Consider the following 12,088-nt stretch of genomic DNA (forward strand, 5'->3'; position numbering starts at 1 on the left):
CCGCACCCCCCGGTGGTGACCATGCCATCCAGACGATCTCTACTGAAGGCCGGCGGCGCTCTCGCCGCCGCAACGCTCGTCCCCGGAACCACGTCGGCGCAGGCCGAGGCCCGATCAGCGGATCCCTGGCACCAGGTGCAGGACATCCTGCGCAAGATCCGGCCTCCTCGCTTCCCCGACCGAAGGTGGGATGTCACCGCGTTCGGCGCCATGGGCGACGGCACGACCGACTGCACGGCCGCGTTCAAGGCGGCGATCGCCGAGTGCCATCGCAGGGGCGGCGGCCGGGTCGTGGTCCCGCCGGGACGCTTCCTCACCGGCGCCGTCCATCTGCTCAGCAACGTGGAGCTGCACGTGTCCGAGGGCGGCGTGATCGCCTTCAGCACCGATCCGAACGCCTACCTGCCGGTCGTCTTCACCCGGTGGGAGGGCACGGAATGCTACAACTACAGCCCCTTCATCTACGCCCACGGCCAGCGGAACATCGCGGTCACGGGCAAGGGCACGCTCGACGGCCAGGCCAGGCAGGGTCCGTGGGAGAGCTGGTACGCCAACAGCGGCCCGCAGGGCGCCGACCAGCGGGCGCTGCGCAAGATGGGCGACGACGGCGTGCCGGTCGAGCAGCGCGTGTTCGGGGCGGGGCACTATCTGCGCCCCGCCATGGTCCAGTTCGTGAAATGTCAGAACATCCTGGTCAGCGACCTCACGATCCTCGAGCCGGCCATGTGGACCGTGAACCCGGTCCTGTCCACGAACGTCACCGTGCGCGGCATCACCGTCGTCAGCACGCTCTACAACACCGACGGCTGCGACCCCGAGTCGTCCTCGTACGTGCACATCCATGGCTGCCGCTTCAACACCAACGACGACTGCGTGGCGGTCAAGTCGGGACGCGACGCCGACGGCCGCCGGGTGGGCGTGCCCAGCGAGAACATCGTCGTCCAGGACTGCGCCTTCTCCGGCCGCTGGGGCGGCATCACGGTCGGCAGCGAGATGTCCGGCGGCGTCCGCAACGTCTTCGCCGAGCGATGCGTGATCAACTCGCCGGACTTCCCCGGCAACTACCCGGTGAAGTACCCCGTCTACCTCAAGGCCAGCAAGAAGCGCGGCGCCTTCATCGAGGGCGTCTACGTACGCGGCTTCACCGGCCAGAACGTGGACCGCGAGGTGATGTTCGTCAACATGGCCTACAACAGCAACGAAGGAGGCACCGAGCCGGTGTCGGTCCGCGACATCCGGATGGAGTGGACCAGGATCGACGGCGCCGACGCCGTACTCGACCTCGTCGGCCTGGAGACCGACCACCTGACCGGAGTTCGCCTGGAGAAGTGCGCGTTCACCAACATCACCGGCGCGAACACGATCACGTTCACCGACGATCTGATCCTGCGCAAGGTGTTCGTGAACGGCGTGGAGCAGCACTGAGTCATGGCCTCACCTTCTAGCTACGGGCATACGATGATCGACACGCGCGGCAAGGTCTGCCTGGGAACGGTAGCCCGTCGGTGATCGGGGGTCGCATGAAGCCGGTGTGGACGTGGGATCAGGACGTGCCGCTGCGGTGGCTGCTGATCGACGAGTACACCGGTTCCACCGACGTCACCCTGGGAGTGTGCGCCGACATCGACGGGCTGTTCGTCGACCCCGAGCCGCCGACGGCGCCGGACTCGTACGCCCTGCTCGGCTGCGAGCCGGTCGGCCCGCTGCTCGAGGCGCTGCGGCGGCCTGATGAGGTCGAATGGCCCTCGGAAGATCCGCCCGATGGGACCGGGTTCCGGCTGCGCGGCCTCGATGACGAACCGCTGGGCACCTGCCTGGACACCACCGGCGTCTTCCAGGCGCGTCCGCTCCCGGACGCGCGTCCGGTGACGCTGATCGGCTGCCATCCCGAAGCGCCGCTGCGAGCAGGAGTCATCCCCCGCCATTACCACGGCGACGGCCAACGGCATCAACCGCTTCATACCTGAGCGAAGCCGCTCTCTGGCGGCTCCAGCAAGGGGCAAGGCGGAATGGCATGGCGGCCTGTCGGTTGATCAGAAGTGGAACATCTCGGCGAACCGGCTGAGAAGCGCCGGATCACCTTCCACACGCACGCCGTCGTCGTGAAGTAGGTCGTCGGGGGTCTTGCTGCCACTCATGAGTTCACGGATGGGGTGGCCGCTCAGCCGTTCGATGACGAGGTCGGGTGCGGGGTGCGGGCCGATGCCGACCGTCAGTACCCCGTCGGTGATCTGTAGCCGGAGCGTGAAGTCGCCCATGCGGACCTCGTAACCGACAGTGACGTTCTGGGCTGCCTCCGGCCGGTAGGTGGTGCGGAAGGACATGGCGATCGATTCGGCGGTGATTACTTCACCGGGGCGAGGTTCGATCATCGTGCGTGCGCCCCACCGGCCCAGCGCGATCAGCGCCGATTCGAGATCGCGTCCGTAGTCGGTGAGTTCGTAGACGACTGCGCGTTCGGGATGTGGCAGCGCGCGGCGGGTGGCCAAGCCTGTCCCTTCGAGCTGTTTGAGGCGGGCCGACAGGATGTTGGCCGGGATGGCGGACAAGCCTTTTCGCAGGTCTGTGAAGCGCTGGGGTCCGGCGAACAGGTTGCGGATGATCAGCATGCTCCATCGTTCGTCGACCATCTCCATCGCGCGGGCCAGGCCGCAGAACTGTCCGTACTCCCGAGATGCCTCCAGCTACACAGAACGGCGCGAAGAGCCCCACCACGACGAGCTGCTCGGCCCCGCCGCCATGGAGTTCGGGACCGACTGACGATGAGCGCGGATCAGTAGGCCCACGTCGACGGCGGTGGAGCCTTCCCTGACAGGCATCTGGTCCCACTGCTCACCTACAGAATCACCGCCCTCGATCGGTCGGCCGATCCTTCGTCTTACGGTTTCCGTGGATATGGCGGATACTGCGGGCATGCGGTTGCTGGAGCGGGAGCCGTCGCTGGCGGCGCTGGCTGAGTACGCGGCCGAGGCCCGGCAGGGTGCCGGGCGGCTGGTTCTGGTGTCGGGTGAGGCGGGCGTCGGGAAGTCGGCGCTGGTGGAGCGCTTCCAGGAGGACCTGCCGGATGCCCGTTGGTCGTGGGGGATGTGCGACGGGCTGTTCACTCCGCGCCCGCTCGGGCCGCTCTTCGATGTGGCGGACCAGCGTCGTGGCGCGCTGCTGGAGCTGTGCCGCGCGGGGGCCGGGCGTGAGGAGTTGTTCCGCGGGCTGCTGCACGAGGTCAGTGAGCCCGGGACGCTGAACGTGGTCGCGGTCGAGGACGTCCACTGGGCCGACGAGGCCACCCTGGACATGCTGCGCTTCCTCAGCCGGCGGCTGTGGAATGCTCCGGTGCTGGTCATCGCCACCTACCGGGACGAGGGCCGGGCAGCGGATGATCTGTTCCGGGTCGCTCTGGGGGATCTGGCCTCGCAGCGGGCGACGCGGCGGATCGCGCTGGCGCCCCTGTCCGCCGAGGCCGTGGGGCTGCTGGCCCGTGGGAGCGGGTGGGAGGCGGCCGCGCTGCACCGGTTGACCGGCGGGAACCCGTTCTACGTGACCGAGGTCGTACAGGCCGGGGTGACAGAGGTGCCACCGTCGGCGCGGGACGCGGTGCTGGCACGGGCGACGCGCCTGGACGGCGGGTCCCGCCAGGTGCTGGACGTGGCGGCGCTGACCGGGACCAGGGTCGAGTCGCGCTTGCTGGAGTCGGTGACCGGCTGCCCGCCGTCCGCCCTGGACGAGCTGCTCGGGTGCGGGCTGGTGATCGAGGACGGCCCGTGGCTGAGGTTCCGTCATGAGATCGCGCGGCTGGCGGTGGCGGGGGCGGTCTCGGCGCATCGCGGCCGGACCATTCACGGCCTCGTCCTGACCGCGCTGGCCGGCCTGGGCTGCGACGACGAAGCCCGGATGGCCTTCCACGCCGAGGCGGCAGGCGATGCCGAGGCGGTCCTGCGTCATGCCCCGGCCGCCGCCCGCCGTGCGGCGTGGCTGGCCTCGCACCGGGAGGCCGCGGCGCAGTTCCGGCGGGCGCTGCGGTTCGCGGACGGGGCGGACGCCTCGACGATCGCCGGGCTGTACGAGGGGCTGGCCGACGAGGCGGCGCTGCTCGACCAGTGGCAGGACGCGGCCAATGCCTGCGAGCACGCGCTGGCGCAGTGGCGCGAGGCGGGAGATCGGCTGCGGGAGGGTGACGCGCTACGGCGGCTGTCCCGCACCCTGTGGAACCTCCTCCGCGCGGATCAGGCGGTCGCCGCCGCCGAAGCCGCCGTGTCGGTTCTGGAACCGCTCGGGCCGAGCGTCGAGCTGGCCTGGGCGTACGCCACCTTCGCCAACCGGCGCATGCTGCAGGCCCAGCACGACGCGGCCATCAGCCTGGCACGGCGGGCACAGACGATCGCCGAGCGCCTGGGCGCCACCGATGTGCTCAGCGACGTGCTCAACACCATGGCGGCGTCGGCCGCGGCCAAGGGCGAGGACTGGGTGGGGGGAATGCGCCGGGCCCTGGACCTCGGCCTGGCCGGGCACCACCAAGACCAGGCGGGCCGGGCGTTCGCGAACTTCTGCGCCACGTACGTGAGCGAGCGGCAGTTCGCCGAAGCCGAGCCGTTGCTGGTCGAGGGCCTGGCCTATTGCGATGAGCGGGATCTCACCACGTACGCGATGCACCTGCGCAGCGAGCAGGCCACCATGCTGGAGCGGACGGGACGCTGGGACGAGGCGGTGACGCTCTGCGCCGAGATCCTCGCCACCACGCCGCTCTCCCCGTGCAGCCGGTTGTGCATCGTACGCAAGCTCGGCGCGATCCACGCCCGCCGCGGCGAGCCCGGCGTCTGGGAGTGTCTCGACGAGGCGGCCGAGATCGCCGACCGTACCTGCGAGCCGCAGCAGATCGTGCCGGTCCGGCTCACCCGCGCCGAGGCGTACTGGCTGGAGGGGAAGGCGGACCATGCCCGCCGCGAGGCCGAACTGGCCGCGGCCGCCTCCGACGGGTGCGACGCCTGGGATCTCGGCGCGGTCGCCGTCTGGCTGCGGCGGACCGGCTCGCGCCGCCCGGCGCATGGCGCGCACGCCGAGCCGTACCGGCTGGAACTCGACGGCGAGGCGGCCAAGGCCGCGCACGCCTGGACCGAGCTGCGCAGCCCGTACGACGCCGCGCTGGCCCTGGCACACGCCCCACGGGAGCCGGACCTCCGCCAAGCCCTGGAGATCCTCACCGGCCTCGGCGCCTTCACCGCCACCCGCATCGTCAGGCGCAAACTACGCGAACTCGGCGCCCGCTCGCTCCCGGCCGGGCCGCGAGCGGCGACCCGAGGGCATCCGTTCGGGCTGACCCGACGCGAACACGAAGTGCTCGCCCTGCTCTGCGCCCGATGCACCAACGCCGAGATCGCCGCGAAGCTCTTCATCTCCGTCAAGACCGTCGGTCATCACGTCTCGTCCATCCTCGCCAAACTGGGCGCCCCGAGCCGCAACGCCGCCGCCGACCAGGCCATCCGGCTCGGCCTGGCGGAGAGGGAACCTGGGGCGGAAAGTTAGGCATCGCCCGCCGCAATATAGGGATCGGCCACCGATCCGCAGCGCCGCCCCGCCCCCGTACGGTCGAGGCACTCACCACAGCACGGGGACTCACTACGGCACGGTCGGGGACCGACCACGGTCAAAAGGGGGCGGCATGGCGCGGCGTACCAGCCCGTCTGTCATAGACATGCAGCCGATTGTCATGGACATGCGGCCGATCACCGGCGACGGTCGCGCCGACCTGCTCATGGAGCTGCTGCGGCACATCATCGACCTGTTCCCGCCCACGGACTCGCGCGCCGAGCGCTGCCTGCTGGAACTGGGCGCGCTACTGGCACGACATGATCACCTGCCGGTCGAAGGTACCGGCCGAGCTGCCGCGTCCTGTCACCGCTGGGGACGGCAATGGCGGATCGAGCTGGCCGGCCGGACCGCGTACGTCGACCACAGCGTGGGGATGAACCATCTGGCGCTCCTGCTGGCCAACCCGTACCAGGAGATCTCCGCCCTCGAACTGGCCGCCGGCTCCGCGCTCCCCGACCGGTCGACGGGCCGGGACGGCGAAAGCGCCCAGCCGGTGCTCGACGACCTGGCCAGACGCCGCTACATGCAGCGGCTGTCGCACCTGCAGGCGGAGATCGACGAGCTCGAGTCGATGAACGACTCAGAACGGGTCGCCGCGGTACGCGCCGAGCGCGACTGGCTGCTCGACGAGCTGGCCGCGGCCACCGGCCTCGGCGAGCGGACTCGCCACTTCGCCGGCAGCGCCGAACGCGCCAGGGTCGCGGTGGGCAAGGCCATCAGGCGGACGTTGACCCGCATCGCGGAGGCCGATCCGATCATCGGCGACGAATTACGCACCACCGTACAGACGGGCATGCGCTGCTGCTACCAACCCAGGTGGCCACGGGCCTAGAGTGACGCGCGTCACGTCGCTTGATGTCACGTCTCAGCGGTCCGCGGTGTCCTGAGGGCATGATCGAACACAACACACCCCACAAGATCGTGGTCATCGGTGGCGGTTACGCCGGAACGCTCGCGGCCAACCGGCTGCGGATGCGCGACGACGTCGACATCACGCTGGTCAATCCGCGCCCGGAGTTCGTCGAACGCATCCGGCTGCACCAGTTCGTGGCCCGTACGGGCGACGCCACGATCGACTACGGCACGCTGCTCGGCGAGGGCATCCAGCTGGTGGTCGACAGCGTCACGCGCATCGACACCGCCGCCCGCGCCGTGCGGCTGGCGTCGGGTCGTACGCTGGATTACGACTACGTCATCTACGCGGTCGGCAGCTCCAGGGCCGTACCGTCATCGGTGCCCGGCGCGGCCGAATTCGCGTTCGACATCGCTGAGTTCGAGTACGCGCAGCGGCTGCGCGCCCGGCTGGAGGAGTTGCCCCCCGATGCTCAGATCACCGTGGTCGGCGGCGGATTGACCGGCATCGAGACGGCCGCCGAGCTGGCCGAGCAAGGGCGCAGGGTCACGCTAGTTTGTGGGCGGACCCTGGCACCGACATTCAGCGCGTCTGGTCGCCGCTACATCGCCAACTGGCTGTCCCGGCACGGTGTCGCGGTGCTCGAGGCCGCCGTGGTGAGCGAGGTGCGGCCGGACGCGGTCGTCGTCGCCGGCGGTGCGGTGCGTACGAGCGCGCTGACCATCTGGACGGCCGGTTTCGGCGTGCCGGAGCTGGCGGCGGCGAGTGGGCTGCGCACCGACGCGCTCGGCCGGCTGCTCACTGACGAGACGCTGACCAGCGTCGACGACCACCGCATTGTCGCGGCCGGCGACGCCGCCGCACCGTCGGGCCGGCCGCTGCGGATGAGCGGCTACGCCGCCGGGCCGCTCGGGGCACAGGCCGCCGACACCGTGCTGAGCCGCATCGCGGGGACCGAACCGGCGGTGCTCGATCTGGCCTTCACGGGGGCGTGCGTCAGCCTCGGCCGGCACGCCGGCATCCGACAGCTCGCCCGCAAGGACGACACCGCGGTGAACGTCTACATCGGCGGCCGCATGGGCGCGGTGATCAAGGAAGTGACCTGCAAGTTCGTGGTGTCGAAGCGGATCCGCGGCGAGGCCCGCAAGCCGGGTTCCATGGGCTGGCCCAAGGGCGGCCCGCGTCCCGAGCAGCCGGCCGCCGCCGCGCGGGTGGTCACGTCCCCGTGAGCACCGACGAGCACGCCGAGCGGTTCACCCTGTTGCGGCCGCTGCTGTTCACGATCGTCTACGAGATACTCGGCTCGGCGACCGAATCCGACGACGTGCTGCAGGACAGCTATCTGCGGTGGGCCAACGTGGACCTCACGACGGTCCGGGACACCAAGTCGTACCTGGCACAACTGGTGACCCGTCAGGCGCTCAACGCCTTGCGGGCGGGCGCGCGCCGCCGCGAGGACTACATCGGCCCGTGGCTGCCCGAGCCGCTGCTGCTCGACGCGAACGACGCCTCGACCGACGTGGTGCTCGCCGAGTCGGTGTCGATGGCGATGCTCGTGCTGCTCGAAACCCTCACCCCCGATGAGCGCGCGGTGTTCGTGCTGCGCGAGGTGTTCGGCTTCGACTACCAGGCCATCGCCACCGCGGTGGGCAAGTCCGCGGGCGCGGTGCGCCAGGTGGCGCACCGCGCCCGCGAGCACGTACAGGCGCGGCGGAAGCGCTTCGAACCCGTCGACGCCGCGACGACCGCGCGGATCACCGAGCAGTTCATGACCGCGGCGACCACCGGTGACCTGGAGGGGCTGCTCTGGCTGCTCGCGCCGGACGTCACCTGGACCGCCGACAGCGGCGGCAAGGCCACCGCGTCGCGCCGGCCGGTGGTGGGTGCGGAGAAGGTGGCCGCGGTGCTCATGAGTCTGTTCCGCCAGGAGCGGCTGGAGGACCTGCGGGTCGAGATGGTCAACTGCAACAACACGCCCGCGCTGGTACTCAGCGGGGAGCGCCTGGAAGGCGTCTTCCTGATCGAGATCGCCGACGAGAAGATCACCAACTTCTACGCCATTCGCAACCCCGACAAACTTCTCGCGGTGGCGGTTCCGCGCCAGATCAGCCGATAGGAGCACGTTCACATGTCCGTCAGCAACAGGCTTCGGAAGGAGGCTTTCGTGCATGATGTAGTCATCGTGGGCGCCGGCCCGGTTGGTCTGTTCCTTGCCTGCGAGCTCGGCCTCGGGGGCTGCTCTGTCCTGGTGCTCGAACGGGAGCCGGAGCCCCGCTCCCCGTGGAAGGCGTACCCGCTTTGGGACGCGGGGCCTGTCCGCCGCGTCGGTGGAGGCGTTCTACCGCCGCGGGATGCTGCACCCGCTGCTGGCGGCGTCGGGCGTCCCCGACGATCCCGGCGCCGATGAGCCGTCGTCTCCTCGCAGCGTGGGCCACTTCGCCGGCATGATGCTCGATCCGGCCAAGGTCGACGTCGCCGCCCTGCCGTTCCGGCTGCCCAGCCCGGCACCGGAGTCCATGTTGACAAGCCTCGAAGCGGTCGAGGCGGTGCTGTCCGAGCGGGCGGCCAAGCTCGGCGTGGAGGTCAGGCGCGGCGTCGAGCATCTCCAGGCGGTTCTGCGCCGGGTGTCCGGCACCGACGTGGCGCTGAGCGACGTCCATCTCGCCTCGAGCTTCACCGATCGGGCGATGCAGGCGACGACGTACCGCCAGGGGCGCGTCCTGCTCGCCGGCGACGCCGCGCACATCCATCCTCCCTTTGACGGGCAGGGCCTCAACCTCGGCATCGGCGACGCCATGAACCTGGGGTGGAAGCTCGCGGCGACCGTACACGGGGACGTACCGGACGGACTGCTCGACACCTACACCGGCGAGCGCCATCCGATCGGCGCCTGGGTGCTCGACTGGACGCGCGCCCAGGCGGCGGTCATGCGGCCGGACCCGCACGCCCAGGCGATCCAGGCGGTGATCCGCGATCTGCTCGGAACCCGTGACGGGACGACCTACGTGTTCGAGAAGGTCTCGGGATCGTCGCTCCGCTACGACCTGGGCAGCGAGCAGCCACTGGTCGGCCGCAACGCCCCGGACCTCCACCTTGAGAACGGCACCCGCCTCGGCGACCTGATGCGGGACGGACGAGGCGTCGCGCTCGACTTCAGCACCGACCGACGCCTGCGCGATTCGGCGACGGGCTGGGAGAGCCGGATACGGTACGCGGCCGGTCCGGCGAGAAACGACCTCGGATTCGGCGCCGTCCTCATCCGGCCCGACGGCATAGTCGCCTGGGCAGGCGATCGCACCCCCGACCGTGAAGCGTTCGAGCGAGCCGCCGGCCACTGGTTCGGCACTCCGGCATGAACGATTCGATCATCTGCGGCTCGGCAAGCTCGGCATCACCGATCTGACGACACTCCGCGGAGCATGAACACGTCCACCGGATCCTCGGACTCCAGGGTGAACCCGTGCCGCTCATACAGCCGCCGGGCCGGGCTTCCCTGCAGCACGTTCAACCGGACAGGGACACCGTCACGGTCGCACCGATCGAGCAGCTCGCGCAGGACGCCCGAACCGATGCCGGAACCCTGTAGGTGCGGGGCCAGGTAGAAGTGCTCCAGCCAGCGGGCGTCCTCGGCCTCCCGTAGCGCCACGCAGCCGGCGAACTCGCCGCCGACCTCGATCACCCAGGTGTGCGCCGGGTCGTAGGCGTCCCTCAGCCGCTGCCGCACGCGCTGCTCGTCGTAGCGGCCGAGCCGCTCCAGATCCGCCCGCATCACCACGGCGCGTAGCTCGACCATCGCCTCGATGTCCGCCGCCAAAGCCGGGCGAAAACCCCAATCAACCATGATGTGGCACTTTACCGGCACACTGCGCACCCTAGCCGCCGGGGATGCCGTGGTTGGACAATTGTCGGCCATCGCCAGGAAGGCAGTCCAGGGCATTAACCGGACAATACGGGAGGGTAATTTGTCCGGTGACCATTCCGGTCCGCCCGCCTATGCTCTGCTCCCATGGAGAGCACGGAGAGCACAGAGAAAGAGACGGTTCTCGACCTTCAGCGGCAGTTCGACGCGGCAGAGCTGGCCGCCGACGCCGGACGCCTGCGCGAGTTACTGGCCGACGACTTCCAGTCGATCGGGCCCAAAGGGTACGTGCTCGACAAGGAGCAATGGATCGGGCGCCACGCCCAGTTCCAATACCACGCCCTGGACACCAGCCAGATCGACATCCGGATGTACGGCGACGCCGCGATCGTGCGCAACGTGCAGAGCAACCAGGCGACCTCTCACGGCCGGGCGGTGGCGCTGCGGGTGCGGGTGTCCCAGACGTGGGTCAGGCAGGAGGGCTCGTGGCGGCTGGCGGGCATCCAGTTCAGCCCGATGGCCGACGACGCGTAGCCCGCCCCCGACCCCCGGACATGCCCCCGTCCCCGGACATACCGCCCAATGTCCGGTAAATGTCCGGTTGCTGTCCTGGCCCCGATGGTTCGCCGGGATAGAGGATGAACGCAACTGCGCATCCCCCGAGGCGGTAACGACGATGACGACACAGACGACCCCTTCACTCGGCCGGGTGCTGCGGCACTGGCCGGTTCTGCTCGGGGTCGGGACCGCCGCACTCATGATCCTGGGCCTGGCCACGGGCCTCGAACTGGCGAAGATACTGGCCGCCTCAGCGGTGGTGTACCTGGGCGCGGCCGCGTTCGGGAAACCCGCCTCGACCTGGCCCGTGTTCTTCCTGACCTTCGCCGTCATCCTGGCCGCGGGCCTCATCGATGACGACTTCGAAGCCACCTGGGCGGTGCTGGGCCTGGGCGTCCTGCTGGGCGGCTACGGTCTCCTGCGCGGTTATGGCCCCGGGCGCGGGGCACGCCCGGAGCCCGGGGGGCTGCCGTTACAGATGGTCGCCATGCTCGGCTTCGGCGCCGCGGCCACGGTCGCGCTGTTCGTCAACCCGACGGCCGGCAGCTACCTGGTGGCGCTGGGCCTGCTCGGCCACGCCGCATGGGACGTCTACCACTACCGGGCGAACAGGGTGGTGACCCGGTCGCTCGCCGAGTTCTGTCTCGTGCTCGACACCGCCCTGGCCGTGACGATCATCGTTCTGACGGCGACGGCCTGACCCCGGAGGAACGACAGCCGATGAGCCTTCTCAAGGACCGGGTCGCCCTGGTCACCGGCAGCTCCCGAGGGATCGGCGCGGCCATCGCGACCACGTTCGCGCAGGCCGGCGCCCGGGTCGTGCTGCACGGCCGGGACGAGGCCGCGCTCGCCGCGGTCCAGGCGCGCATCGACGACCTCGGCGGCGAGGCCATCAGCGTGACCGGAGACGTCACCGTCGCCGCCGACCTCGACCGGATCCGCGAGCAGATCCTCGACCGGTACGGCCGCCTCGACGTGCTGGTCGTCAACGCCGGCAGCACGGAAAGCCGCCCCCTGCCCATCGAGGACATCACGGAGGAGAGCTGGCGGGCCGACATCGACCGGAACCTGACCGGCGCCTTCCTGACCGTCAAGTGTTTCCTGCCCGGCATGAAGGAGCGCCGGACCGGCAACATCATCACCCTGTCCTCGGCGGCCGGGCGCAAGCCGAGCGAACGGACGATCGTCGCGTACGCGGCGGCGAAGGCCGGTGTGCAGATCTTCACCCAGGATCT

General features: G+C 70.1%; 13 protein-coding genes and 1 pseudogene. 12 read left to right on the forward strand and 2 right to left on the reverse strand.

Features of this window, described 5'->3' with window-relative positions; translation table 11 throughout:
* Positions 1-21 precede the first annotated feature (21 nt).
* Positions 22-1,425 (forward strand): glycoside hydrolase family 28 protein, encoded by a 1,404-nt coding sequence (locus tag LDL49_RS29045; RefSeq protein WP_225295412.1) that lies wholly within the window; start codon positions 22-24, stop codon positions 1,423-1,425.
* 104 nt (positions 1,426-1,529) lie between these two features.
* Positions 1,530-1,967: a hypothetical protein gene (locus LDL49_RS29050; RefSeq protein ID WP_225295413.1), complete on the forward strand. Its 438-nt coding sequence runs from the start codon at positions 1,530-1,532 to the stop codon at positions 1,965-1,967.
* A 66-nt stretch (positions 1,968-2,033) separates the two neighbouring features.
* Here LDL49_RS29050 and LDL49_RS29055 read toward each other — a convergent pair whose 3' ends face one another.
* Complete coding sequence (locus LDL49_RS29055) at positions 2,034-2,609, reverse strand: winged helix-turn-helix transcriptional regulator (protein WP_263655637.1); 576 nt, start codon at positions 2,607-2,609, stop codon at positions 2,034-2,036.
* Here LDL49_RS29055 and LDL49_RS29060 point away from each other — a divergent pair.
* The 7 genes from LDL49_RS29060 (at position 2,608) to LDL49_RS58525 (ending at position 9,792) form a co-directional block, all read left to right on the forward strand.
* A complete protein-coding gene (locus tag LDL49_RS29060) occupies positions 2,608-2,760 on the forward strand; it encodes a hypothetical protein (protein WP_225295643.1) in 153 nt (50 codons plus the stop codon). The genes LDL49_RS29055 and LDL49_RS29060 overlap by 2 nt on opposite strands.
* Positions 2,761-2,913: 153 nt before the next feature.
* Positions 2,914-5,517, forward strand: a complete 2,604-nt coding sequence (locus LDL49_RS29065) for an AAA family ATPase (protein WP_225295416.1) — start codon at positions 2,914-2,916, stop codon at positions 5,515-5,517.
* 169 nt (positions 5,518-5,686) lie between these two features.
* Positions 5,687-6,415, forward strand: coding sequence for a hypothetical protein (locus LDL49_RS29070; RefSeq protein WP_225295419.1), 729 nt, complete (start codon positions 5,687-5,689; stop codon positions 6,413-6,415).
* 59 nt (positions 6,416-6,474) lie between these two features.
* Complete coding sequence (locus LDL49_RS29075; protein WP_225295421.1) at positions 6,475-7,665, forward strand: NAD(P)/FAD-dependent oxidoreductase; 1,191 nt, start codon at positions 6,475-6,477, stop codon at positions 7,663-7,665.
* A complete protein-coding gene (gene sigJ / locus LDL49_RS29080) occupies positions 7,662-8,552 on the forward strand; it encodes an RNA polymerase sigma factor SigJ (protein WP_225295423.1) in 891 nt (296 codons plus the stop codon). Before LDL49_RS29075 ends, sigJ begins: the two co-directional genes overlap by 4 nt.
* Positions 8,553-8,564: 12 nt before the next feature.
* A complete protein-coding gene (locus LDL49_RS29085) occupies positions 8,565-8,843 on the forward strand; it encodes an FAD-dependent monooxygenase (protein WP_225295425.1) in 279 nt (92 codons plus the stop codon).
* Positions 8,788-9,792, forward strand: a complete 1,005-nt coding sequence (locus LDL49_RS58525) for an FAD-dependent monooxygenase (protein WP_308016202.1) — start codon at positions 8,788-8,790, stop codon at positions 9,790-9,792. Before LDL49_RS29085 ends, LDL49_RS58525 begins: the two co-directional genes overlap by 56 nt.
* A gap of 35 nt (positions 9,793-9,827) precedes the next feature.
* On the opposite strand, the gene LDL49_RS29095 is transcribed toward LDL49_RS58525, so the two are convergent.
* The gene (locus LDL49_RS29095; RefSeq protein ID WP_225295427.1) at positions 9,828-10,277 is read right to left on the reverse strand and encodes a GNAT family N-acetyltransferase; all 450 of its coding nucleotides are present in this window, start codon (positions 10,275-10,277) and stop codon (positions 9,828-9,830) included.
* A gap of 165 nt (positions 10,278-10,442) precedes the next feature.
* Between LDL49_RS29095 and LDL49_RS29100 the strand changes: the two genes are divergently transcribed.
* The 3 genes and pseudogenes from LDL49_RS29100 to LDL49_RS59310 form a co-directional block, all read left to right on the forward strand.
* On the forward strand, positions 10,443-10,829 hold the full coding sequence (locus tag LDL49_RS29100; protein ID WP_225295430.1) for a nuclear transport factor 2 family protein: 387 nt from the start codon (positions 10,443-10,445) through the stop codon (positions 10,827-10,829).
* A 142-nt stretch (positions 10,830-10,971) separates the two neighbouring features.
* Positions 10,972-11,553, forward strand: a complete 582-nt coding sequence (locus tag LDL49_RS29105; protein ID WP_225295431.1) for a hypothetical protein — start codon at positions 10,972-10,974, stop codon at positions 11,551-11,553.
* Between the two features lie 20 nt (positions 11,554-11,573).
* Positions 11,574-12,083, forward strand: a pseudogene (locus LDL49_RS59310) (SDR family NAD(P)-dependent oxidoreductase); the annotation flags it as partial.
* Between the last annotated feature and the right edge of the window lie 5 nt (positions 12,084-12,088).

It is taken from the genome of Nonomuraea aurantiaca (assembly GCF_020215705.1).
Lineage (GTDB): Bacteria > Actinomycetota > Actinomycetes > Streptosporangiales > Streptosporangiaceae > Nonomuraea > Nonomuraea aurantiaca.

Excerpts from the sequence above, each read along its gene's own strand:
- LDL49_RS29095 (WP_225295427.1), bottom strand. The coding sequence starts at position 10,277 with ATGGTTGATTGGGGTTTTCGCCCGGCTTTGGCGGCGGACATCGAGGCG.
- LDL49_RS29075 (WP_225295421.1), top strand. The coding sequence starts at position 6,475 with ATGATCGAACACAACACACCCCACAAGATCGTGGTCATCGGTGGCGGT.
- LDL49_RS29060 (WP_225295643.1), top strand. The coding sequence starts at position 2,608 with ATGCTCCATCGTTCGTCGACCATCTCCATCGCGCGGGCCAGGCCGCAG.
- LDL49_RS29070 (WP_225295419.1), top strand. The coding sequence starts at position 5,687 with ATGCAGCCGATTGTCATGGACATGCGGCCGATCACCGGCGACGGTCGC.
- LDL49_RS29065 (WP_225295416.1), top strand. The coding sequence starts at position 2,914 with ATGCGGTTGCTGGAGCGGGAGCCGTCGCTGGCGGCGCTGGCTGAGTAC.
- LDL49_RS58525 (WP_308016202.1), top strand. The coding sequence starts at position 8,788 with ATGCTGCACCCGCTGCTGGCGGCGTCGGGCGTCCCCGACGATCCCGGC.
- LDL49_RS29105 (WP_225295431.1), top strand. The coding sequence starts at position 10,972 with ATGACGACACAGACGACCCCTTCACTCGGCCGGGTGCTGCGGCACTGG.
- LDL49_RS29100 (WP_225295430.1), top strand. The coding sequence starts at position 10,443 with ATGGAGAGCACGGAGAGCACAGAGAAAGAGACGGTTCTCGACCTTCAG.
- LDL49_RS29045 (WP_225295412.1), top strand. The coding sequence starts at position 22 with ATGCCATCCAGACGATCTCTACTGAAGGCCGGCGGCGCTCTCGCCGCC.
- LDL49_RS29085 (WP_225295425.1), top strand. The coding sequence starts at position 8,565 with ATGTCCGTCAGCAACAGGCTTCGGAAGGAGGCTTTCGTGCATGATGTA.
- LDL49_RS29055 (WP_263655637.1), bottom strand. The coding sequence starts at position 2,609 with ATGCTGATCATCCGCAACCTGTTCGCCGGACCCCAGCGCTTCACAGAC.